Annotated in this window: 16 protein-coding genes; 1 reads left to right on the top strand and 15 read right to left on the bottom strand. The window is 65.6% G+C overall.

Translation table 11 applies throughout. The features are described 5' to 3' along the window. Positions 1-23 precede the first annotated feature (23 nt). The 14 genes from selB to MC381_RS03480 form a co-directional block, all read right to left on the bottom strand. Positions 24-1,964, bottom strand: a complete 1,941-nt coding sequence (gene selB / locus MC381_RS03545) for a selenocysteine-specific translation elongation factor (RefSeq protein ID WP_251976340.1) — start codon at positions 1,962-1,964, stop codon at positions 24-26. Further along, entirely contained in the window at positions 1,961-3,391 is a 1,431-nt protein-coding gene (gene selA, locus MC381_RS03540) for an L-seryl-tRNA(Sec) selenium transferase (protein WP_251976339.1), read from the bottom strand. Before selA ends, selB begins: the two co-directional genes overlap by 4 nt. 117 nt (positions 3,392-3,508) lie before the next feature. Then, positions 3,509-4,468 (bottom strand): formate dehydrogenase accessory protein FdhE, encoded by a 960-nt coding sequence (fdhE, locus tag MC381_RS03535; protein WP_251976338.1) that lies wholly within the window; start codon positions 4,466-4,468, stop codon positions 3,509-3,511. Beyond that, complete coding sequence (locus MC381_RS03530; protein WP_251976337.1) at positions 4,455-5,096, bottom strand: formate dehydrogenase subunit gamma; 642 nt, start codon at positions 5,094-5,096, stop codon at positions 4,455-4,457. The genes fdhE and MC381_RS03530 overlap by 14 nt, the downstream gene beginning before the upstream one ends. Further along, positions 5,093-6,070, bottom strand: a complete 978-nt coding sequence (gene fdxH, locus MC381_RS03525; RefSeq protein ID WP_251976336.1) for a formate dehydrogenase subunit beta — start codon at positions 6,068-6,070, stop codon at positions 5,093-5,095. The genes MC381_RS03530 and fdxH overlap by 4 nt, the downstream gene beginning before the upstream one ends. A gap of 15 nt (positions 6,071-6,085) precedes the next feature. Next, positions 6,086-9,085, bottom strand: coding sequence for a formate dehydrogenase-N subunit alpha (gene fdnG, locus MC381_RS03520; protein WP_510184915.1), 3,000 nt, complete (start codon positions 9,083-9,085; stop codon positions 6,086-6,088). Between the two features lie 309 nt (positions 9,086-9,394). Beyond that, positions 9,395-11,578, bottom strand: a complete 2,184-nt coding sequence (locus MC381_RS03515) for a TRAP transporter permease (protein WP_251976334.1) — start codon at positions 11,576-11,578, stop codon at positions 9,395-9,397. Positions 11,579-11,751: 173 nt separating this feature from the next. Continuing rightward, entirely contained in the window at positions 11,752-12,264 is a 513-nt protein-coding gene (locus tag MC381_RS03510; RefSeq protein WP_251976333.1) for a DUF1850 domain-containing protein, read from the bottom strand. Positions 12,265-12,343: 79 nt separating this feature from the next. After that, on the bottom strand, positions 12,344-13,657 hold the full coding sequence (locus tag MC381_RS03505) for a TAXI family TRAP transporter solute-binding subunit (protein WP_251976332.1): 1,314 nt from the start codon (positions 13,655-13,657) through the stop codon (positions 12,344-12,346). Positions 13,658-13,824: 167 nt separating this feature from the next. Then, positions 13,825-15,069: a cation:proton antiporter gene (locus MC381_RS03500; protein WP_251976331.1), complete on the bottom strand. Its 1,245-nt coding sequence runs from the start codon at positions 15,067-15,069 to the stop codon at positions 13,825-13,827. Between the two features lie 125 nt (positions 15,070-15,194). Continuing rightward, a complete protein-coding gene (gene metK / locus MC381_RS03495) occupies positions 15,195-16,415 on the bottom strand; it encodes a methionine adenosyltransferase (RefSeq protein ID WP_251976330.1) in 1,221 nt (406 codons plus the stop codon). 331 nt (positions 16,416-16,746) lie between these two features. Beyond that, positions 16,747-17,571, bottom strand: a complete 825-nt coding sequence (locus tag MC381_RS03490) for a class I fructose-bisphosphate aldolase (RefSeq protein ID WP_251976329.1) — start codon at positions 17,569-17,571, stop codon at positions 16,747-16,749. A gap of 28 nt (positions 17,572-17,599) precedes the next feature. Then, positions 17,600-19,354, bottom strand: a complete 1,755-nt coding sequence (locus MC381_RS03485) for a glycerol-3-phosphate dehydrogenase/oxidase (RefSeq protein ID WP_251976328.1) — start codon at positions 19,352-19,354, stop codon at positions 17,600-17,602. Next, on the bottom strand, positions 19,351-20,910 hold the full coding sequence (locus MC381_RS03480; RefSeq protein WP_251976327.1) for an FGGY-family carbohydrate kinase: 1,560 nt from the start codon (positions 20,908-20,910) through the stop codon (positions 19,351-19,353). Before MC381_RS03480 ends, MC381_RS03485 begins: the two co-directional genes overlap by 4 nt. Positions 20,911-21,203: 293 nt before the next feature. On the opposite strand from MC381_RS03480, the gene MC381_RS03475 reads away from it, so the two are divergent. Beyond that, positions 21,204-22,301: an alcohol dehydrogenase catalytic domain-containing protein gene (locus MC381_RS03475; RefSeq protein ID WP_251976326.1), complete on the top strand. Its 1,098-nt coding sequence runs from the start codon at positions 21,204-21,206 to the stop codon at positions 22,299-22,301. A 269-nt stretch (positions 22,302-22,570) separates the two neighbouring features. Here the strand turns inward: MC381_RS03475 and MC381_RS03470 are convergent, their stop codons facing one another. Next, positions 22,571-23,527, bottom strand: a complete 957-nt coding sequence (locus tag MC381_RS03470; protein ID WP_251976325.1) for a D-ribose ABC transporter substrate-binding protein — start codon at positions 23,525-23,527, stop codon at positions 22,571-22,573. Between the last annotated feature and the right edge of the window lie 41 nt (positions 23,528-23,568).

Below are 23,568 nucleotides of genomic sequence, written 5' to 3'. Positions count from 1 at the left end.
GGAATCAACGACAAGCGTAGCGATCACGCAAACAGCATATCCTCTCGGATCACCTTGTGGCTATCGCCCACTCGACGCGTGAAGCCAATGCGATCGAAAAATTCCAGAATGGCCACGGCCAGCTTGCGACCGCAGCCGACGCGATCACGAAACGCCGCGGCCGCGACCCCGCCCGGCGACACCGTATCGAGCTGGCGGATGATATCGGCCAGCGTCGCGACCGCCGGCGTCAGGAAAAAGTGATCCTGGCGCAGCTGGTAGACCTCTCCCAGCAGCGCACAGTTATGCAGCAAACGCCGGACATCGGTCTCCGGCCACGCCAGCTGCCGGGCGATATCCCGTACCCGTGGCGGTTCAAAAGGCTGCGCCGCGAGCAGCGGCTGCACCACTTTCCAGCGTTCGCTATCCACATCGGAGAGCGTGGCACGATGCGAGACCAGCGCCACGAAGGGGCCGTGCTGAACGAGATCGCCATTGTCCTTCCAGCGCGCCAGCAGCGGGCGGAACAGCGACGCCGGCAGGTCGGGCGCGCTTAGGCGGCGCAGGCGATCGATCTCGACGCCGCGCATGCTCGGCTCGACCTCGTGCATCTCGGCCAGGCGGGCCAGCACCTTCCGATACAACCGCTGCAGATAGCCGTCGGACAGAGCCAGGCATACGGCCCCACTCGTCATGACCTGCCAGCCGGCACGCTCGGCGGAAGCCGCTACCGTCGCTGTGGCCAGGTTCAGGTTGGCGGCCAACGCCACGATATCGACGCCATGATTGACGTCCAGTGCCGGCCAGAGCCGATCAGGCGACGTCGCAGCGACCGCCGTCGGCAGCGCCTGTCGCAACGCACGCAGCCAGGCAAGCCGCTCCTGCTTGCGCGCGCCGCGTCGGGGCGGCGCGACATCGAGCACCCGGGCCCCCGCCAGCGTGCGACTGGCGCCGTGATCGCGCACGATGATCGCGTCGCCGTGCGCCGGCTGCAGCGGCGACTCGAGCACCAGCTGCGCCAGGCAAGTCTCGCCCGGCATCAGGGTCTCCCCTTCCAGCAGGGACAGACGCCCGGTGACGTGAGCGCTGGCGTGATGCAGATGAACCGGTGTCCAGTGAGTCAGCGGCGGCGACTCCGGCAGCAGGCGTAGCGTCACGTCTAGGCGCCGACGGTCGGTGATCGGCGAGTGCTCGCCGATCACCCAGTCGCCGCGCGCCACTCGATCGCGCTCGATATCGCTGCCACTCAGGTTGATCGCGCAGCGCTCCCCATGCCCTGCCCACTCGACCTCGCGGTTCTGCGCTCGCAGCCCGCGAACGCGCGCCACCAGCCCGCTCGGCAGCAGACGAACCGACGCGCCCGTGTGCACGCTGCCGGCACGAATCGTGCCGGTCATGACGACCCCGCTACCCGACTTGATGAAAACGCGATCGACCGCCAGCCGGAAGCTGCCGCTATCGTCGCGGCCGGGCTGATCGGCGGCGGCTCGCCAGAGCGTCTCGCTCAGCGCCTCGACGCCCTCACCGCGGAGACTGGAAAGCGGGAAGATCGGCGAACCGGCAAAGGGGGTCCCGGCCAGCCAGGCGTCGATGTCCGCGCTGACCGCGTCGACTCTCGCGCCGTCGACGCGATCGATCTTGGTCAGTGCCACCCAGGCTCGGGTGACGCCGAGCAGTTCGAGGATTCGCGCATGCTCACGCGTCTGCGGCATGATGCCGTCATCCGCCGCGACCACCAGCAGCATCGCCTCGATACCGGCAGCGCCGGAAAGCATATTGGCGATGAAGCGTTCGTGGCCGGGCACATCGATGAAGCCGAGCGAGACGCCGTCGAACCCCGGCGGCGGGTCGGGATAGGCGTAACCGGCCTCGATGGTCAGGCCACGTGCCTGCTCTTCTTTCAGGCGATCCGTCTTGACCCCGGTCAGCGCCCGAACGAGCGCGGTCTTGCCATGATCGACGTGGCCGGCGGTGCCGACGATCATGATACCGCTCGCCACGCATCCGGCAGCCGCGATAGCTGGGCAACGAAGGCCTGCTCGTCGCTGTCGCTGGCCAGGCAGCGCAGATCGAGCAAGACCGCACCGTCATGAACGCGCCCGATCACCGGACGCGGCAAGCGGCGCCATGCCCGCTCCAGGCGGGCCAGATCGCGCCCGCGCGGCAGCGTCATGGCCAGCGCCGCGCTGTCGAGGCGATCTACCGGCAGCGATCCGCTGCCCAGTTGGCTGCGACAGGACCTGACCTCCACGTCGGCGATGCCATCCAGGGCTTGGCGAACGATAGGGAGCAGGCGCTCGGCCTGGGCCGCAATCTCGGTGCCGGGCCGTGTCAGCAGAGAAAGGGTCGGCAGTTCACGCTCGGGCGCTGCACTATCCCGATAGGTTCTGAGCGTGGCTTCCAGCGCGGCGAGGGTGAGCTTGTCGCAGCGCAGCGCCCGTTTGAGGGGGTGCGACTTGAGCTTGGCGATCAGCTCGCGCCGGCCGACCACGATGCCCGCCTGCGGGCCACCGAGCAGCTTGTCGCCGCTGAAGGTGACCAGGTCGGCGCCGGCGGCGATCGCCTCGCCCGGCTGCGCTTCGCAGGGTAGTCCGAGCGCACGGAAGTCGGTCAGCGCCCCGCTGCCGAGATCGATCATGAACGGGATGCCGTGGGCATGGGCGATCTCGGCCAGCTCGGGCTCGGGTACGCTCGCGGTAAAGCCCTCGACGTGATAGTTCGACGTATGTGCCTTGACGATCAACCCGCTCTCGTCGCCGAGCGCCTGACGAAAGTCCCGCGCGTGGGTGCGGTTGGTGGCGCCGACCTCGACCAGTCGGCAGCCGGCGGCGGTCATCACGTCGGGCATGCGAAACGCCCCGCCGATCTCGATCATCTCGCCCCGGGAGATGATCGCCTCGCGACCGGCGCCAACGGCCGTCAGCGCCAGTAGCACGGCGGCGGCGTTGTTGTTGACCACGGTCGCCGCCTCGGCCCCGGTCAGCTCGACGAGGAGATCCTCCACCAGCCGGTCGCGGTCTCCGCGCCTCCCGGCCTCGAGATCGTACTCTAGCGCTACCGGGTGACGTGCCGCTTCGACCACCGCCTTGATCGCGGACTCGCTCAACGGGGAGCGCCCCAGGTTGGTGTGAATAACCGTGCCGGTAAGATTGAATACCGAACGTGCGTGGCGTTGACGCTGGCGTCCGACGCTCTCACGAATCTCGGCGAGTAGCGTCGCCTCATCGGGCAACGCCATCTCGGCGTCCCCCAGTCGATCTCGCCATTTAGCCAACGTGTCGCGTACGGCGCGCGTCAGCGCCCGCTCGCCGACCTCCTCGCGCCATTCGGCCAGACTCGGGTGAACCAGCAACGTGTTGACCGCCGGCAGACGGCGGCGAAGGTCTTCGGGTATCGAGGTGGGTTCCGACATCAACAGCTCTCAGGCCGCGGGTGGAGTTTCGATTTAAGCGCTGCCAGGACGCCGGAACAAGCCCGCCGCAGGCCAGAACCGCCGCGACCGATACCGACGCCTGCAGAGATCGACGTGTCAGGCGGGGCTGCCCAGCACCAGCAGCGGATTGAAGGCACGTCGCGCCAGCTCGCGATCGGCGATCATCATATCCAGCGCCAGACTGGCGAGATCATCGGCCAGCGGATCGGCGTCCTGCGCCCACTCGCGCTGAACGACCTTGAGATAGCTGGCGCAGTGGTCACAGGTCTCGGCCTGGACAGGCAGGACGCGATCCCCGCTGTGGTCCTCCAGCGTATGGTAGCCCAGCGTCTTGCTGTCGCCGCACTGCGGGCAGCGTGCGCGCTCGGCGTACCACTCGGTGGCGCACAGGCCGCAATGCAGGTAGCGCACCTTGGAGCGCGCCATACCGATCTGGATCACGCTCGCCACCGGTGGGGCCCCGCAGCACGGACAGAGCGCACGCACGCTCTCCTTCGGCCGCCCCGGCGGATGCGCCAGCCCACGTGCCTGGCGCGTCCACGCCACCTGCAGCGCCGCACCGACCAGCGGCGCCATCGCGGTGGCGTCAGCCGACAGCGGCTCGCCACCCAGCAGCGCCGCCGCCAGCTCAGTGCGCGTCTCGCTGGGTGCTTCCCGCAGCGCTTCGAACCAGACGCGCTGGGCGGCGGGTACCTCGGGGTCGAGGTCGGCAATCAGCGCCTCAAGGTCCATAGGCCAGGACATGTCGCGCCACAAGCCGTCGACCGCCAGCGGCGGAATGTCGTGGGCGATCGCCAGATCGGCCGTGTCGGTCAAGCTTGGTCGGGCCTGCTGCAGCACGCGATGTTGCGCCTCGACGATTCGCGCCATGAAATGCAGGTAGTCGCTCATGGCCGGCAGGCGCTCGGCTAGCCGGTGCAGCCGCTGCGCGCGTTCGGCGAACAGCTTGCGCCCCGGCAGCACGACCATCGGCGGCGCCCCGGGGGACGCCGGCGCCCGGCCGAAGGCATGCTCGCCCGTAGCGCTGGCACCGGCGTCCCGTTCAGGAGTGCTCACGCGATTTCTCCTCCTGCTCTTTGGCCCACAGGCCATGGTGATGTCGTGCCCAGGCGCGCGTGACCCAACCACGGGTCATCGACCGCACGGAGCCTTTGACCCAGATCGCGGCATAGACATGGATCACGATGGTGACGATGGCGACGAACGCCGACAGGGCGTGGATCAGGTTGGCAAAACGGATCAACGGAATCGGGAAGTAGCCGGCGAACCACGGCCGCCACATGATCACGCCACTGATCAACAGCAGCGCGATCGAGACCACCAGCGACCAGTAGACCAGCTTCTGTCCCGGATTGTACTTGCCGATCGGCGGCAGCTTCTCGTCGCGGTTATCGAGCACGTCACCGATCTGGCGCATCCACTGGACGTCGTTCTCGCCCAGCAGGTTGCGCCGGACGTGACGCAGCGCCATGGCGTAGAACAGCAGCACCAGCACCACGCCGAGGAATGGATGCAGGATACGCGCCCACACCGGTCCGCCCAGCGTATGGCTCAGAAAGAAGAATGCCGGATGAAAGAATGCCAGGCCGGACAGCGCCAGCAGCACGAAAACCATCGCCATGCTCCAGTGATTGGCGCGATCCAGCGGCGAATACCGGATCAGACGATCGTGTGGCCTCTTCATCGCTCTTCCCCCTTCGGGCGATCGCCCGCGCTGTCCTCACCCTCGCCGCGCGCTCCCGCGTCCCGACGCGTCGCATCGTAGCCGAGCGTGTGCGCCGGTGCGTCATCGTGCCCCGGATCGTCTTCCGGCTCCTCCTTCGGCCCCTTGGTCATGTAGTGGATCACGCCGGCAAAGGCGGTAATGCCGATGATCGCGGACATGATCGGCTTGGTAACGCCCTTCCAGGCGCCGACCAGCGGCGAGATGCGCGGATCTTTCGGCAAGCCGCTGTAGCGGTTGGGATCATTGGCATGGTGGAGCACATACATGACGTGCGTACCGCCGACCCCCGCCGGATCGTAGATGCCCGCGTCCCGGAAGCCGCGCGCCTGCAGATCGCCGACACGCTTTTCGGCACGAGCCAGCATGTCTTCCTTGGTCCCGAACTCGATGCAGTTGGTCGGGCACGTCTTGACGCAGGCCGGCTCCATCCCCGCGTTGACCCGGTCCGAGCAGAGCGTGCACTTGTAGGACTTCTGGTCCTTCGGCGAGATACGCGGGATGTCGAACGGACAGCCGGTGATGCAGTAACCGCAGCCGATACAGTGCTCGGAATCGAAGTCGACGATGCCGTTGGCGTACTGCACGATCGCGCCGGGCGCCGGACAGGCCGCCAGGCAGCCCGGCTCGGCGCAGTGCATGCAGCCATCCTTGCGGATCAACCACTCCAGATTGCCATCGTCGGACTCGTGCTCGCTGAAACGCATCACCGTCCACGAGTTGGCGGTCAGGTCGGTCGGATTGTCGTAGGTGCCGTGACACTCGCCGACGTCGTCGCGCAGGTCGTTCCACTCCATGCACGCCACCTGACACGCCTTGCAGCCGATGCACTTGGAGACATCGATCAGCTTGGCGACCTCCTCCACGTGGCTTCGCACCTGGGGGGGTGTCGTCGTGGTCGCGGAGCGGGCGATGATGTTCTGGGAATTATTCATGTCTCGAACGCTCCCTTACGCCTTTTCGACGCGCACGGTGAATGACTTGTACTCCGGCGTCTGGGTGTTGGCATCGCCGACGAAGGGCGTCAGGGCGTTGACCAGATAGCCCTTCTTCGCCACGCCGGTGAAGCCCCAGTGCAACGGAATCCCCACGTGATGGACCTGGCGGTCGCCGATCTGCATCGGCCGCAGGCGCTTGGTCACCACCGCCACCGCGCGAATGAAGCCGCGATTGGATGACACCTTGACCCAATCGCCGGCGGCCACCCCGATCTCCTCGGCCAGCGCCTCGCCGATCTCCACGAACTGCTCCGGCTGGACCACGGCATTGAGTCGCGCGTGCTTGGTCCAGAAGTGGAAGTGTTCAGTGAGGCGATAGGTGGTCGCCGCGTGCGGGAAGTCCTCCGGCTTGCCCAGCGCCTCGCGATCGTCGTCGAAGATGCGCGCCGCCGGATTGGCCCGCGCCCGCGAATTGCCGGGATGCAGCAGGTTCTGCGGCACCGGCGATTCGAACGGCTCGTAGTGCTCGGGGAAAGGCCCATCGACCATGCTCTGACCGGCGAACAGATGCCCCACGCCCTCCGGCTGCATGATGAACGGCATCTGCCCCTGGGACGGCGGCGACGTCGTCGGGAAGTCCGGCACGTCGGCACCGGTCCACTGGCCCTGCTCGCTGTCCCACCAGATGAACGCCTTGTTCGCGCCCCAGGGTCGCCCCTGCACATCGGCGCTGGCGCGGTTGTAGAGAATGCGCCGGTTGGCCGGCCACGCCCACGCCCAGCCCAGCGTATTGCCGGTCCCGTAGGGGTCGGAATTGTCGCGTCGCGCCATCTGGTTGCCGTCTTCCGTCCAGCAGCCGGTGAAGATCCAGCAGCCAGCCGCGGTCCGGCCATCGGCGGTCAACTCGCCGAAGCCGGAGAGCTGCTCGCCGGCGCGGCGGGTGATATTGCCCTCGTCATCGACGAGATCCTCGAGAGCGCGGCCGTTGTACTCGCGTGCGAGTTCGCTCGGTCTCGGTTCATCCGCGATGTCGTAGTCCCAGGTCAGGTTGAGAATCGGCTCCGGAAAGACGCCGCCCTCCTCCTGATACAGCCGTTTCAGCCGGAGGAACAGCTCGGCCATGATGCGGATGTCGGGTCGCGCATCGCCCGGGGGCGGTGCGGCGGCCCAGTGCCACTGCAGCCAGCGCGCACTGTTGACGATGGACCCTTCGTCCTCCGCAAAGCAGCAGGTCGGCAAGCGGAAGACTTCGGTATCGATCGCGCTCGAGTCGACGTCGTTGTACTCGCCGTAGTGCTTCCAGAACTCGCTGGTCTCGGTATTGAGCGGGTCCATCACCACGAGGTACTTGAGCGACGACAGCGCGCGGGTGATCTTGGCCCGGTCGGGGAACGACGCCAATGGATTGAAGCCCTGGCAGAAGTAACCGTTGAGTTCGCCCTTCGACATCCGCTCGAAGGTATCGAGCACGTCGTAGAGCGGTCGCTCCAGCTTCGGCAGCCAGTCGAAGCACCACTGGTTTCGCTCGGTCGCGGCCGAGCCGAACCAGGACTTCATCAGGCTGACGTGGAACTTCTCGTAGTTCTTCCAGTAGGAGACCTGCCCCTCGACCGTCGGCTGCTTGGTGCGCTTGTCGATATAGGCGGCGTAATCCTGCTCCTTGGCATTGGCCAGCGTCAGGTAGCCCGGCAAGAGCTGCGACAGCAGCCCCAGATCGGTCAGCCCCTGGATGTTGGAGTGGCCGCGCAGGGCGTTGACACCGCCGCCCGGCATACCCATGTTGCCGAGCAGCAGCTGCACCATGGCGGCCACGCGCACGATCTGCGAACCGATCGAGTGCTGCGTCCAGCCCAGCGCATAGCAGAAGGTCATGGTGCGGTCGGGCACGGCGGTCGCGGCGATCTTCCGCCAGATGCGCTGGATCGTCTCCACCGGAATGCCGGTGATGCTCGAGACCGTCTCCGGGGTGTAGCGGGCGTAATGCGCGCGCAGGAGCTGATAGACGCAGCGCGGATCTTCGAGCGACTCATCGCGCCGCACGAAACCGTCGTCGCCCATCTCGTACATCCACGACTGCTTGTCGTAGCTACGCGTGGCCTCGTCGTAACCGGAGAACAGGCCATCCTCGAAGCCGTAGCCGTCGCGAACGATCAGCGCCGCATCGGTGTAGTGGAGCACGTATTCGCGCTGGATCTGATCGGTCTCGATCAGATAGCTGATCAGCCCGCCGAGGAAGGCGATATCGGTACCGGTGCGAATGAACGCCCGGTCCTGCGCCACGGCGCTGGTACGCGTGAATCGTGGATCGATCGTGATCAGCTCGGCGTTATTATGCTCGATCGCCTCGGTCACCCAGCGGAATCCCACGGGATGCGCTTCGGCAGCATTGCCGCCCATCACGATAATCAGATTGGCATTGCGGATGTCGACCCAGTGGTTGGTCATGGCACCGCGACCGAATGTTGGGGCAAGACCTGCCACCGTCGGTCCGTGTCAGACGCGTGCCTGGTTGTCGAACGCCACCATGCCGAGATTGCGCACCACCTTGTGGGTGATGTAGCCGGCCTCGTTGGAAGAGCCGGAAGCCGCGAGGAAACCGGTCGTGGTCCAGTGATTGACCGTCTGCCCCTGCGCGTTACGCCGCACGAAGTTGGCGTCGCGGTCGTCCTTCATGTGACGCGCGATACGCTCGAGCGCCTCGTCCCAGGAAATGCGCGTCCACTCGCTGGCACCGGCCTCGCGCACCTGCGGGTAGGCCAGGCGACCATCGCTGTGGACGAAATCCAGCAGGCCGGCCCCCTTGGGACAGAGTGAACCGCGGGAGACGGGATGGTCGGGGTCCCCCTCGATGTGAAAGACATCCTGCTCGACGTTCTTCGAACCGTCACCCTTGCTGTACATCAGGATGCCGCAGCCGACCGAGCAGTAGGTGCAGGTGTTACGGGTTTCCTTGGCGTGGGCCAGCTTGAACTGGCGGATCGACGCTTCGGCGGGTTCTGGCGCAAAGCCCATCATCGCCAGACTCGAACTCGCCAGCCCCGCCCCGCCCAGTTTGAAAAACTGGCGCCGCGTGACGTTAATTGCCATGAGCCATCCTCATCGGTCTATGACCGGCACCTCTCGCCGTTGCTTCAACTTACGGGTGCCTTGTTTTTCTTATAGCAAACCGCAGCGCACCCTGTCGTCAATCGAGGATGAGCAAAACGTCGCGCCATACGAAAGTATGAGATCGGCAGCCAGATACCACAGGAGGTCCCACCGCCGGAGACACAAACGCCCGCCTGCCGTGACGGCAAGCGGGCGTCGAGAGAGGGATGCCGATCAGACCGGGTCGGCGCTGGGCGCTTTCTGCTTGGCGAGGAGGAAGAGCACGACGGTAATCGCCGCGCCGACCAGATCGCTGACCAGACCCGGGAAGATCAGCGCCAGCGCCCCGACTGCCGCCAGCACGCGCCAGAACGGATTGAGCGGCCGGCGCAGGTAACCTTCGACCGCCACTGCCAGCAACAGCACGCCGACGACACCAGTCACGATCACCCAGATCGTGTTCAACCAGGTCGCGTCGATCATCAGCATGCTGTGGGCAAAGACGAACATGTACGGCACCACGAAGCCGGCGATGGCGAGCTTCATCGCCTGGAAGCCTGTGGCGTTGGGCGAGCCGCCACTGATACCGGCACCGGCGTAGGCGGCCAGCGCCACCGGCGGCGTCAGGTTGGCGAACAGGCCGAAGTAGAACACGAACATGTGCGCGACGAAGATCGCGGTCTCGTTGCTGCCGGCGAGCTCCCGGAACAGCGGCAGATTGAGCAGAATCGGCGCGGCCATGGTGCTGGTAATGATGTAGGTCGGGATACTCGGCAGCCCCATGCCAAGCACGATGGAAGCCACCATGGTCAGCGCCAGCGTCACCAGCAGCTGGATCATCGGAATCGGAATCTGCTGGCCAAGCGTGACCACCGCGTCCGCGGCCTCGAGCGCCACGCCGGTCAGCGTGGCAATGCCGACGATGATCCCCACCGCGCCGCAGGCGATAGCCACCGGAATGGCATTGCGTACGCCGTCATGCATGGCATCACGGCAGTCGCCGACATCCATCTTCTCGGCCACCATACCCAGTCGGGCGCGGATCGCGTTGATGGCGACGGGGATCGCGATGATCGCGAACAGCATCCAGCGGCTGGCCGGAAAGTTGGGCATCGGGTTGCCGCCGATCAGCGCGCGCAGCTGCGGCTCGAATATCAGCAGCACCAGGATCGCGCTCAACCCGAGGGTCACGCGGCGGGTACCGCAGATCAGCACGGTGGCGGCAATCGACCAGAAGGCCGCGAAGAACGGCGCGCGCCCTTCGAACAGCAGCCACAGCAGCACCGCCATCGGAATCAGCAGATGGCCACGCTTGAGCATGACGGCCTTGAGCGGCGTCAACTGCGAGCGCGGAATGCCCTCGAGTCCGTTGCGCATCGCGCGCAGGTGCACCTGGAACAGTACGCCGAGGTAGAACAGCAGCGCCGGAATAATGCCGGCCAGGATCACCTGGGTATAAGGCACCGAGAGCACTTCGGCCATGATGAACGCCGCCGCCCCCATGATGGGCGGCAGAATCTGGCCGCCCACGCTCGCCGAGGCTTCTACCGCGCCGGCGAAGTTCGGCTTGTAGCCCGTTTTCTTCATCAGCGGAATGGTGAAAGCCCCGGTGGTGACCACGTTGGCAATCGCCGAGCCATTGATCGAGCCCAGAAAGCCACTGGCGATGACCGCCACCTTCGCCGGGCCGCCACGGGTGTGGCCTGCGATTGCCAGCGCCAGGTCGTTGAACAGCTGGCCCAGCCCGGACTTGCCGAGAAATGCCCCGAACAGGATGAATAGAATGATGTAACTGGCCGAGACACCGATCGCCGTGCCCAGCAGCCCCTCGGTGATAAAGACCAGATGCGCGACCACCTGCTTGCAGGTGGCGAGAATGATCGCCTCGTTCAGCTGCGGGTAGAACGAGAGCTTGGCGTAGAAGCCGTAGACCAGAAAGAGCGAAGCCAGAACCGTCAGCCCCCACCCCGTGACGCGCCGGGTCGCATCCAGCACCAGCGCGATCGCGACGAAACCGACGACCATATCGACATTGTTGATGCGCCCGGCCGAAGCGATAACCCGGTCCGACACCGCCAGCATGTAGACGCCGATGCCGAAGGCGATCAGCGCCAGCAGTGCATCGCCCCAGGGGACACGGTCCCGCGCGCCCTTGCGCGTCAGGGGATAGAGCACGAAGGCGAGCCCGAGCAGCGTATAGAGGTGAATACTGCGCTGGGCGACATCGACCAGCGGCCCGGAAAACGAGGTATAGAGATGAAACAGGGCCAGCAGCACGCTGACCACGGTCACGAACTTGACGATGCCGGCCGGCAACTTGTCCCGCACCAGACTCTCGCGATCAAATTTCTCCAGCGCTTCCTTGACCGCCGGATCCTGATCGGCATCGGCGGAGAGCGTGGTTTTTTGTTCGGTCATATCGGTATCCTGCGTCAGCCTGACGCTACGCTATGGCACAATCTTCAACAGAACGCGGGGCCGGACAGCCCGAATCGGCCAGCCAGCACACGCCTGCCTATCTTCTGACGGGGTTTCGGTCCACGAGGTAGTGGCGACATGACGAAGCGCGCCTCGAGCCCGCTTCGTCGGTATCAGCGCCGCGATTCGACGCTGGTCAGCGAACGGAACAGCGCCGGCAGCGCCTGCCACAGCGGTGCGTCACGCACGCTGATGAGCAGAATCGGTGGCGGGTCGGCGTGCGAGAGCGGGATCACGCGGCCGGCGAAGATCAGGCGGTAATGCTCCTCGACGGCGGCCTGAACGGCATAGGGGTCGACCACGCGATCGATGCCGGTCATCACGACCCAGCCATCCTCGAGCCGAGTCGCGTTACCGGCGTGGGCCGGGACGCCGGCGCCGAAGGTCTTGAAGCGGGTACCGGTGATCTCGATGGCGCCGTTGCCGGTGACCGCGAACCACTCCTCCCAGTCTTCCTTCTCGACCGAGTGCATCCAGCGCACCTTGAAGGTCGTGCCCTGCCAGCCGGGAAAGGCCAGCCGCCACTGCGTGCCTTCACTCACCACCAGCCAGGGGAGCGGCAGCGTGGCGGCGAGCACGAAAATCGCGACCGTCGCCAGGGCTATCGACCGCTGGCGCGCGGTCAACGTGCGACCACCAACATCAACACTTCAACCACGCCACCACGCCACCACTCGTGCCACGAACGCCTCGTCCATGCAGAACTCAGGACTGCGGCTGTTCATCCTGGGCGTTTTCGCTGCCGCTGGCATCGCTGTCAGCGCCAGTTTCCACGTTGTCTTCCGGCGTCTCGGCACTGGTCTGCTTGGCCGGCTCGGCTTCGGCGCCGTCGGCCTCCGTGGTGGCTGCCGCTTCATTCTCAGACGAGCTGGCAGTCTCTTCCGACAGGTCACTGTCGTCATCGGCGCTAGTCGCCGAGGCGTCGTCTGCCGATGCCAGCGTCTCGTAAAAGGCCTGGGCACCCGCATGCACCGGCACCACCAGGTTCTGATTCATGGTGTTGGGGTCGAACTGCTTGAGCGCGCCGACCGAAACATTGCCGGACTCCAGATAGTCGTGGAAGCGACGAGCGAGCTCTTCGGCGACATCATCACGCATGTCGCTGCCAACGATCATCATGTTGCGAATCGCCACGGTCTCCACCGACTCGTCGAGGTTGTAGCGCTCGGGGGCGCCGGCCGGCAGCTCGTAGGTTTCGTAGTAGGGATACTGCTCCAGCAGCGACGACGCGACGTCGCCGGTGACCGGCACGAAGGTGATATCGGTGCTCTGCATCAGGCCGGTAATGCTGGAGTTGGGCACGCCAGAGGTGAAGAAGGCCGCGTCGAGATTGCCGTTGCTCATCTCGGTGACGCTGTCGGCGTAGCCGGTGTGGCTGACCCGGGCCAGATCGTCATAGCTCAGGCCGGCGGACTCGATCACCTTGGCCGCGCTCTGCTCGACTCCGGAGCCAACCTTGCCCACGCCGACGCGCTTGCCGGCCAGGTCGGCGATGCTCTCGATACCACTGTCGGCCGTGGCAACCACCTGCACGACATTCGGATAAAGTCCGGCAAGCGCCTCGATGTCGGCGGGCGAACCGTCGAACTGGTTCTGGCCGTTGACCGCATCGTAGGCGACGTCACTCATGACGATCGCGATCTGGTTGAGCCCGTCGGAGATGTTGTTGATGTTCTGCACGGAGGCGCCGGTGGAGACCACCTGCACGCCGTCGACCAGCTCGCTCTGCTCGAAGATGCTCTTCAGCGCGCCGCCGATCGGGTAATAGCTGCCGCCGGTACCGCCGGTACCGAAGATCAGGTTGACCGGCTCGCCACCGGCGGCCTCGCCGCTGGTCGCCATGTCCTGAGACTCGCCGCTATCGGCCGACGACGCCTGCGAACTCGCACCGTTCTCCTGCGACGTTGAGGAGGACTGGGTTTCCTCCTGCGCCTGATCGTCGGCGTCGTCGCCACAGCCTGCCAGCAATGCGCCTGACAGGCCGAGCGCCGCGACCAGCATTCCCGTGCGTAACATCATGGTTCACTCCGTCGGTTTCGCGTTATCGAACAAGCTGCCTAAGAGTAAGTAACGGCCGACGGCGATACCATGGATAAGCGATCAACTACAACCAAAGTCTAACAGCGAGGCCCGTGTGAGGCGTATACCACCTGCGCGCGATTCATCTCGCTTGGCCAGGCCAAGAATCAGCCCGATGCCCCGGCGTTGCGCTTGAGCACGCGCTGGACCAGATGACCGATGGTCAAGCCCTGGGTCACGATCGAGAACAGCACGATCAGGTAGGTGACGTTGAGGATCACGTCACGCGCCTCGCCCGGCGGCATCGACAGCGCCAGCGCCACCGAGATACCGCCACGCAACCCGCCCCAGGTCAGAACCGGGATCGACCCCGGACGGAAATGGCGACGCGCCAGCATGACCGGCGTCGCCACCACCAGCCAGCGCACCGCCATCAGCAGCAGAATCAGCGGCACCGCCACCAGCAGGTAGATGCGATCGAACGGCAGCGCCAATAGCTCCAGGCCGATGATCACGAACAGCAGCGCGTTGAGAATCTCGTCGACCAGTTCCCAGAAGTCATTGAGGTGCTGCCGCGTCGTGGTCGACATCGCGTGCGTCCAGGCGTGGTTGCCCACGACCAGCCCCGCGACAACCATCGCTATCGGTCCGGAGACATGCAGATGCGTCGCCAGGGTATAGCCGCCGAGGACCATCGCCAGTGACAGCAATACTTCGACCTGATACTGGTCGACACGCTTCATCAGCGCATGCACGCCATACCCGAGCGCCAGACCGAACACGGCGCCGCCGCCCGCTTCCTCGACGAACAGGCCGATCGCATGCCAGCCGCCGAGGGACTCTCCGCTCTGCGCGGCAGCCAGCAGCAGCGTGAACAGCACCACCGCGACCCCGTCGTTGAACAGCGATTCGCCGACGATGCGCACTTCCATATCCTCCGGCGCCCCGGCATCGCGCATGATCCCCAGCACGGCCACGGGATCGGTCGGCGAGATCAACGCGCCGAAGACGAGACACCACGGCAGTGCGACCTCGACGCCCATCACCTGCAGCAGCCAGTGAGAGGCAAAGCCAATCAGCAGCGTGCTGACCAGCACCCCGACCGTGGCCAGCACGCCGATCGACGCCCAGTAGTGCTTGAGCTTCTTGATATCGACGTGCAGCGCCCCGGCAAAGAGCAGAAACGAGAGCATGCCGTTCATCAACAGCGCATCGAAATCCAGTGCCTCGACCCAGCCGCGCGATAGTGACGCCGGTGCCTCGAAGCCGACGGCGGCGAGCCCCTGGATCACCAGCGACAGAAACAGGGCGATGACCATGACCCCGATGGTCGCGGGCAACTTGATGAAGCGTTCGTTGAACCACGCCAGACAGGCGGTGACCGTCATGACGATGGCGGCAAGTTCGAGCACGTCTTACTCCTGGCAGAAATCGTGTAAACAGAAAGGGGGCATGAGAGATATCAAAAGCGACGGACCCGCCTTGGCGGGTCCGTCGCGAATCGTCGGCAAACGCAGTTGCCGCCTGTCGGGTCGAATCAGAGCCCGGCGGCCGCCTTCAGCGCCGGCGCCTTGTCCGTCTTCTCCCATGGGAAGGCGGTAAAGGTCTCGGTATGCGACTCACCGTTGACGTCGGTCCAGACGTAGCTGGATTCGAACGGCTCGCGACCGAAATGGCCGTAGGCGGCGGTGAGCTGATACATCGGATGCAACAGGTCGAGCATGCGCGTGATCGCGTGCGGACGCAGGTCGAAGTGTTCGCGCACCAGCTCGATGATCTTGGCCTCGGCCACCTTGCCGGTGCCGAAGGTGTTGATCGAAACCGAGGTCGGCTCGGCCACGCCAATGGCGTAGGAGACCTGGATCTCGCACTTGTCGGCCAGCCCCGCGGCGACGATGTTCTTGGCCACATAGCGACCGGCGTAGGCGGCGCTGCGATCGACCTTGGACGGATCCTTGCCGGAGAAGGCGCCGCCGCCGTGGCGCGCCATGCCGCCGTAGGTATCGACGATGATCTTGCGCCCGGTCAGTCCGCAGTCGCCAACCGGCCCGCCGATCACGAACTTTCCGGTCGGGTTGATGTGGAAGCGCGTGCTGTCGTGAATCCACGCTGCCGGCAGGACATCGCGAATGATCAGTTCCTCGACCGCCTTGCGCAGCTCGTCCTGCGAGATATCCGGATCATGCTGGGTCGAGAGCACCACGGCGTCGACGCCATTGGGCTTGCCGTCGTCGCCGTAGGTGAAGGTAATCTGGCTCTTGGCGTCGGGACGCAGCCAGCCCAGAGTGCCGTTCTTGCGCAGTTCGGCCTGGCGCTCGACCAGACGATGTGAATAGTGAATCGGCGCCGGCATGAAGGAGTCAGTCTCGTTGGTGGCATAGCCGAACATCAGGCCCTGATCGCCAGCGCCCTGGTCTTCCGGCTTGGCACGGTCGACGCCTTGGGCGATATCCACGCTCTGCTTGCCGATCAGGTTGATCACGCCGCAGGTCTCGCCATCGAAACCGACTTCGGAAGAGGTATAGCCGATGTCCAGGATCACCCGGCGCACCAGATCTTCCAGATCGACCCAAGCGGTCGTCGAGATTTCACCGGCGACAATCGCCACGCCCGTCTTGACCAGCGTTTCGCACGCCACGCGCGCCTGCTTGTCGCGGGCGATGATGGCGTCCAGCACCGCGTCGGAAATCTGGTCGGCGATCTTGTCCGGATGGCCCTCGGAGACAGATTCGGAGGTAAACAGAGAATATTCACTCATGGCGTACGGAGCCCCTTTTCGTTCACTGGTTGCGGTGCACGTACGCGCCCGCCTGCTGGTCATTCGGCGCCGTCGGCCGGCGTCAATGGTCAGAACGGCACGCGACATCCCTGTCGCGAGTATGGCAGCTGTCGCGGGCACCTGCCGATTCCACCGGCGCCAGGACGCTCGGCATCGATGTTCGACAGCCCTCGACGACTCGAGGCAAGGGGGACAAAAGTCTACACATTGAATTGCTAGCTGCCTATCTTTCCGCCGCGCCGGGCTTTACCAGGCCGTCGTGAAGCGCGCCATCCGGCGTGTCGGCGGTGGGCGCACCGAACGTCCCGCATCACGCCGGAGCGTTCGCCGCATCGCCGTGGACGATATCGATCAACCGCTCGATGCCGGCGCTGACAGCCGTCCGCTGCCAGGCGTTACGCCCGAAGATCACACCCTGCGCGCCCCCGTCGAGTGCACACCGCGTGAAGCGTTCGAGAGCGTCGTCGTCATCCACCGCCGCGCCGCCGAGAATCAGCACCGGTACCGGACAGCTCGCTGCCAGCCGACGCATGTCCGCCGGCGCCCCGGTAAACTGCGCCTTGACCAGATCGGCACCGAGTTCCGCGGCGATGCGCGCCACCCGCGCGATACGTGTCGGATCGAGCCGCCCTTCCTCGCGTTGGCCCCACACCACCGCCTCGACGATCAGCGGCAGGCCGATTGCCTCGCAGGCACGCGCGGTCTCGGCCACCGCTGTCAGGTTATCGGCTTCGGCGTCGGAATCTTCATAGCCGGAAATCAGGCAGACGACGACCGCATCGGCGCCCATGGCCTGGGCCTCGGCGGGGGTCGCGATCAGGCGGTGGCGTTCCGCCCCGGCCAAGGTGAAATCGCCGACCATCGGGTAATCGATCCGCAGCACCACCGCGGGCGCCTCACGGCACGCAAACAGATCACCACAGCGCTTGAGCAGCCCGGGCGACAGCAGGACCGCCTCCGGGCTGGCGGCAACGATCGCCGCGCAGGTGGCGCGCGCGTCGATCGCCGACTCGAGCGGTCCCGCCAGCAGCGTCCGATCGAAGGCGACCATGCAACTGCGGCCGCTTGCGCGCCGGAACAGGCGACGCGTTCGCCGCTCGGCAGCACCGATCGCGGCGCCACAAGAAGTCGTCATGCATCATGCTCCTGAGCGGTCGTCATCGTCATGTTGCCGGGGCCGTCGTCTCGCCGGTCATGTCCGCCCCCGCCAAGGTCACCCCGTGGCGCTCCCGGGCAAGCCGCCGCACGCGAACGACCTGCGCCTCGCGATGCGTATCCGACCAGCCGAGCGTCACCCCGCAGCAGTCGGCGACTTCCTCGATGACGGCCGAAGAGAGTCGCGCCGACAGGGCGATGGGCAGGCGCCGGAACAGGACGTCGTCGAGCTGCTCGATCCGCTCGCGCCGACAGACGAACTCGAATTCACCGACGCTGTAGTCGGGCAGCGTCCGCAGTGGACGCCGAGCCCCTTCGCGCTCGGCGCAGTAGGCGGCCACGGCCTCGCCCCGCGAACCGTAGCGAGCAAGCAGCGCGGCGGCGCGGCCACGGTCGCCATCGCAGTGTCCGGCGACACGCGACAGCCAAGCATCGCGCTCGGCATCACGGCGCGGGTAGTCGCGTCCTCCACCGATCGGCATTTGCTCGGTCCCTACCTCGCGGCGCCGTCCCAGTCGCGTCAGTACCGTATCGGCAGCCTCTTCGGCAAAGCCGCGGAAGGTGGTCCACTTGCCGCCTACCAGCGACAGTACCGACAGATCGCCGAGCCGATCTTCGACCAGGGCATGGTCGCGGCTGATCTGGCCAGGGTCGTCGGCATCGCTGCGCGGCAGCGGGCGGACACCGCTATAGCGATAGCACACTTGTTCTGGTCCCACCGGCACACCGGGAAACAGATAACGCACCGCCTCCAGCATGTAGTCGCGTTCGTCGTCGCTGCAGATCGCCCGGTCAGGATCGGTACAGCGAATATCGGTGGCGCCGACCAGAACATGCTCCATGAACGGATAGATCAGGCAGATCCGGCCATCGGGTGTTCCGAAATAGATCATGCGACCGTCGAGCTGGCGACGAATCGCCGGCACATCGACGATGAGGTGTCCGCCCTTCGTGCCGCCGATATGCGCCGTTGCGAGCCCCAGACGACGATTGATCTCGTCGATCCAGGCGCCCCCGGCATTGATCACGATCCGCGGACGCACCGACAGCCGCTCTCCCGCCAACGTCTCGAGATCGACCGTGCCGTCGGTATGGCCGACCGGTGTGACATAGTTGAGCGCCATCGCACCTCGGTGCGCCTGGCAGCCATCGTCGATCAGCTCGAAGCCGAGCCGCTCGGCCTGGGAGACAGCGGCATCGTAATAGGTATGCAGCGCCCGCACGTCGCCGCGGATGTCCGGCAGCGATTCGCGAACCCGGCGCCCGAACATCACCGAGTGTCGGGGCATGCTGCGAAACCGGCGACCGAAGAAGTCGTAGAGCGCCAGCCCCACTTCGCTGATCAACACGCCACGATCGTCGATCTTCGCCGGCCGCTGCAGGAAACGCTGAATCGACGGCCAGATGCCGCCGAACCAGCTGTGCGTCGGCATCACCGTGCGCAGCGGATGGACGACGTGTGGCGCGTTGCGTAGCAGCAGGTTGCGTTCGCGCGTGGACTGCGCCACCAGGCGAAACTCGCCGCTTTCCAGATACTTGAGACCGCCATGAATCAAGCGCGACGGCGCCGCGCTGGCACCGCCACAGAAATCCTGCTTGTCGACGATCAGCGTATCGATGCCCTGGGCGGCCAGCTCCCGAAACAGACCCGCGCCATTAATACCGGCCCCAATGATCAGCACATCCACGGCGGGATTTTCGGCGAGCCGTGCCAGCGTACGCTGGCGGTCGCTGACGGCAGTTGGCGGAGTACCATCGCTCATCGGCCAACTCCCTGCGTCGTGGAGTGAGATGCTTCGCCGGACTCGACCGCCGTGGCCGACTCGGCGTCGAGCATGCTCCAGAGTGGACACAGACTCTCGACCAGTCGTTCGTAGCGTTCGAATTGCGCCTGACAGGCGGACTGTGCCGCGGCGTCGGGCACATGGCGGCGGACCATCCGCGCATCCGACGCGGCCGCCTCGATCGACGGAAACAGACCCGCGGCCACACCGGCACAGATGGCAGCGCCCCAGGCAGCGGCCTCCGGGGTCGCCCCGATCTCGACCTCGCGCCCCAGGGTATCCGCGAACAGTTGGGCCAGACGTGGCGACTGTGTGCCGCCGCCGGTGATCCGCGTGCGTCGAATGGCAAACGCGGAAGCGAGCGCGTCGACGTGAACCCGGTGGTTGAACACGACCCCTTCGAGAATCGCGCGCAGCACATGGCCGCGACCGTGCCAGCCCTGAAGCCCGAACAGACCGGCACTGGCCGGTTCCGTATAGGGCGAGCCGTAGAGAAACGGGTGATAGACCAGCCGCGAGGCGCTGGCGAAAGCGTCCTCCAGCGCCGACTCCATATCGGCCAGGAAGGCCGCCGTGCCTCCATCCCCCGGCCGCCCCCACTGGCGGTGAAACCATTCGAGGTTACTCGACGACGCCGGCGATACCGCCATGTTGAGCCACTGCCCCGGGCGCAGGCCGTTGCGCGTTGCCCAGCGGAAGTCGGGGCGGGGCGCGTTGGAGAACACCTCATTGATACTGAAGGTGCCGGCAGCGATAGTCAGCGTGTCCGCCTCGACGTTACCGAGTCCGACCGCGCTGGCGGTCACATCATGCAAACCGGTGGCAACGGGGGTGCCCGCCCTCAGGCCGGTCTCCCGCGCCGCCGAGGCGGTGACCTGGCCGGCGACCTCGTCGGGCATTCTCACCGCCGGCAGCGCACCGAAGGCGGCCTCGATGCCGAGCAGGGCGAGCCCCTCGCGACTGTAGCGCTGGGTGTGCACGTCTGTGTAGCCGGTACTGGCTTCCGTGAAGTCGGCAAACACCTCGCCGGTCAGCTTCAACCGCAGCCAGTCCTTGCAGGTCAGCGCATGACCCAGTGCCGAGAAACGCGCCGGCTCGTGCGCCTGCATCCACGCCAGCAGCGCGACCGGCGAGAAGGCAAACGGCACCTGACCGAGACATGCCAGCGCCTGCGCCTGCACGCCCTCGCGAGACCAGCGTTCGACGATGCCCGTCGCGCGGCTGTCCAACGACGTGATCGCCTTGCCCAGCGGCGCGCCCAATTGGTCGACGGGATAAAGCCCGTCGCCGTGGGCCGTGACCCCGATCGCGGCGATCTCACGACCGTCGATATCGGCATCCTGAAGCGCCTGCCGGATCGCCTGCACGGCACTGCGCCAGACCGCCTGCATGTCGCGCTCGACCCGATGCGCCTGCGGATGCTCAAGCGGTGCGCCATGGCGACCGACCCCGACCACCTCTCCCTGCGCATCGAATATGACCGCCTTGGTCGAGCTGGAACCGCCGTCCAGCCCCAGCAAGTATCCCTCCGGCATCACTGCCTCCCCAAGAACGAACCCTGGCCGAGCCTCGCTCGACTCGTCGCATGCCAGCCATTTCTAACATTCACCTGTTTCTAACATTCACCTGTGATCTTCATGGCTTAGACATTGGTGCCAAACCAAGGAGAAGCCCCCTGACAAACCATTTGGATTCAAATGGTTAAAAACAGAACTCCATCGGTGGAGACCCCCCGATACCAAAGTCATAAAGCGACTTATCACGCTGAAATGTTATTCACGGACTTCGTGCCATGGCAGCCAACCCACGCCTGCCGCGAGGAGACACCATGTCCGATCCCGAACGACTACCCGACACCATGCGGGCCGTGGTCTGCCGAGGCCCGAACGACTATCGACTCGAATCGGTGCCGACACCGAAACCGGGGCCGAACGAGTTGATCCTGAAGGTTCACGCCTGCGGCATCTGTGCCAGCGACCTCAAGTGCCGCGACGGCGCGGCGATGTACTGGGGCGACGGCGATCGCTTCGCGCCCTTCGTGAAGCCACCGATGATCGTCGGCCACGAATTCGCGGGGGAGGTCGTCGCACTGGGCGAGGGTGCCGGGGAACACTTCGGTGTCTCGTTCGGTGATCGCGTCGTGCCGGAACAGATCCTGCCCTGCGGCAAGTGTCTCTACTGCCAGCGCGGCCACTACTGGATGTGCGAGGTACATCACATCTTCGGCTTCCAGGGCGGTGTCGCCGACGGCGGTATGGCCGAATATCTGCGCGTGCCGGCCAATGCCGTGCTGCACCCGGTCGACCCGCGATTGAGCGTCGAGGACGCGACTTTCCTCGAACCGCTGGCCTGCGGCATCCATGCCATCAATCGCGCCGATATCCAGTTCGACGACACCGTGGTGATCGCCGGTGGCGGCCCGATCGGCCTGGCCATGGTCCAGCTCGCCCGGCTCAAGACGCCCAGGCAGTTGATCCTGGTGGATACCCACGACGACCGCCTGGCAATGGCCTATGACTACGGCGGCGATCACGGCTTCAACCCGCATCGCGACGATATCGCCAAGGAAATTCGGGCCCTCACCGGCGGTTACGGCTGCGAGGTCTATATCGACGCCACCGGCGCGCCGAGCGGCGTGGCCCAGGGCCTGGAGTCGCTACGCAAGCTCGGCCGCTTCGTCGAGTTCAGCGTCTTCAAGGAACCCGCCACCGTCGACTGGTCGACCATCGGCGACCGCAAGGAGCTGGATATCCGCGGCTCGCACCTCTCTCCGCACACTTACCCGGTGGCGATCGACCTGCTGGCGCGCGGCCTGGTGACGACGCAAGGTATCGTCACGCATCATGTGCCACTGGCCGAGTTCGAGCGCGGCTTCGAGATCGCCGCTCGGCGAGACTCGATCAAGGTCGTGCTGACCATGATCTGACGCCTGGCAGTCGAGCCGGCGGCGAGCGCCGGATTCCGCTCGTTCACAGCGCCAAGTTCGGCCGCCACGTGCGGCATCGGCTGGCCGATTGCCAAGAGTTCGACCTCGTATTGATCGACGATGGCCTCGCCGAAGCCTGCTGCCGACCACTCGACGACGCGGGCATCGCCTATCGACGGATCAAGCGCCGATCGGAACGCTTTACGCCAAACTGCCGCGAGCCGTTCGGCCCGCGACAGTCTTCATGCATCGACCCTTTCGATATGCGGTTACTGCTCCAGCACGAAGGCGGAGGTGTACTGATCGACGTTGTCCGGCGTCACCAGCAGGCAATCGAACAGATGCTTCTCGCCCTCGAGGCCGGTGTCACCGCTGGTGATGAAGCGATCGGCCATCTGCACGGCAGCCTTCGAGAAGATCGCCACCGGCTGCAGCACGGTATAGGCCAGTTCGCCGGAACGCACGGCGTCGACCGCATCCGGGGAACCATCGAAGCCGCCCACGACCACATCATCGAGCTTGCCGGCTTCCTTCAGCGCGGCGATGGCACCCAGCGCCATCTCGTCGTTGCCGCTGATCACGCCGTCGATATCCGGATTCGCCTGCAGCAGGCTCTGCATCTTGTTGTAGCCCTGGGTGCGATCCCAGTTGGCGACATCCTCGCCGACCTTCTCCAGATCCGGATACTGGCTCAACACGGTGGTATAGCCGTTGGAACGGGTCGCGGCGTTGTTGTCCGACGGTGCGCCCTTGAGCTCCACGTAGCGAGCCGAATCACCGACCGCCTGCACCCACTGCTGTGCGCCGATCGCCGCACCCTGGGCGTTGTTGGAAACGAGCTGCGCTTCTGCCAGGCCCTGCTGGTTGATCTCGGCGTTGACCAGGAAGACCGGGATGCCCGCGTCGACTGCCTTGCGCACCGCGCCGACCGAACCGTCGGCATTGGCCGGATCGAGGATGATCGCCTTGGCCTGGTTGGTGATCGCGGTATCGATCTGGCGGCTCTCGGCGTTGGTATCGCCCTTGTGCGCGCTGACATTGGCGCGATACCCCAGCTCCTCGGCGGTTTCGCGGGCGATCTGGCCCTCGGTGAACCAGTAAGGATTGGAGGGGTCGTTGACGATGATCGAGATCAGTCCCTTGTCCTGCGCCGCGGCGGTGCCGGCGAGCAGCGGCGCGGTCACGACGAGGGCTGCGATCAACAGGCGTTTGGCTGTTTTCAACATGATGGATCACCCTTCTTTATCGATGGTGGTGATCGATGGCG

It is taken from the genome of Salinicola avicenniae (assembly GCF_023736115.1).
Classification (GTDB): Bacteria; Pseudomonadota; Gammaproteobacteria; order Pseudomonadales; family Halomonadaceae; genus Salinicola; species Salinicola avicenniae.
The sequence above is the reverse complement of the archived record's forward strand: the minus strand, read 5'-3'. Positions and strand labels throughout refer to the sequence as shown.

Bases quoted from the DNA above. Each gene is read 5' to 3' on its own strand.
- selB (WP_251976340.1), bottom strand. From the start codon at position 1,964: ATGATCGTCGGCACCGCCGGCCACGTCGATCATGGCAAGACCGCGCTC.
- selA (WP_251976339.1), bottom strand. From the start codon at position 3,391: ATGTCGGAACCCACCTCGATACCCGAAGACCTTCGCCGCCGTCTGCCG.
- MC381_RS03530 (WP_251976337.1), bottom strand. From the start codon at position 5,096: ATGAAGAGGCCACACGATCGTCTGATCCGGTATTCGCCGCTGGATCGC.
- fdxH (WP_251976336.1), bottom strand. From the start codon at position 6,070: ATGAATAATTCCCAGAACATCATCGCCCGCTCCGCGACCACGACGACA.
- MC381_RS03515 (WP_251976334.1), bottom strand. From the start codon at position 11,578: ATGACCGAACAAAAAACCACGCTCTCCGCCGATGCCGATCAGGATCCG.
- MC381_RS03505 (WP_251976332.1), bottom strand. From the start codon at position 13,657: ATGATGTTACGCACGGGAATGCTGGTCGCGGCGCTCGGCCTGTCAGGC.
- metK (WP_251976330.1), bottom strand. From the start codon at position 16,415: ATGAGTGAATATTCTCTGTTTACCTCCGAATCTGTCTCCGAGGGCCAT.
- MC381_RS03490 (WP_251976329.1), bottom strand. From the start codon at position 17,571: ATGACGACTTCTTGTGGCGCCGCGATCGGTGCTGCCGAGCGGCGAACG.
- MC381_RS03485 (WP_251976328.1), bottom strand. From the start codon at position 19,354: ATGAGCGATGGTACTCCGCCAACTGCCGTCAGCGACCGCCAGCGTACG.
- MC381_RS03480 (WP_251976327.1), bottom strand. From the start codon at position 20,910: ATGCCGGAGGGATACTTGCTGGGGCTGGACGGCGGTTCCAGCTCGACC.
- MC381_RS03475 (WP_251976326.1), top strand. From the start codon at position 21,204: ATGTCCGATCCCGAACGACTACCCGACACCATGCGGGCCGTGGTCTGC.
- MC381_RS03470 (WP_251976325.1), bottom strand. From the start codon at position 23,527: ATGTTGAAAACAGCCAAACGCCTGTTGATCGCAGCCCTCGTCGTGACC.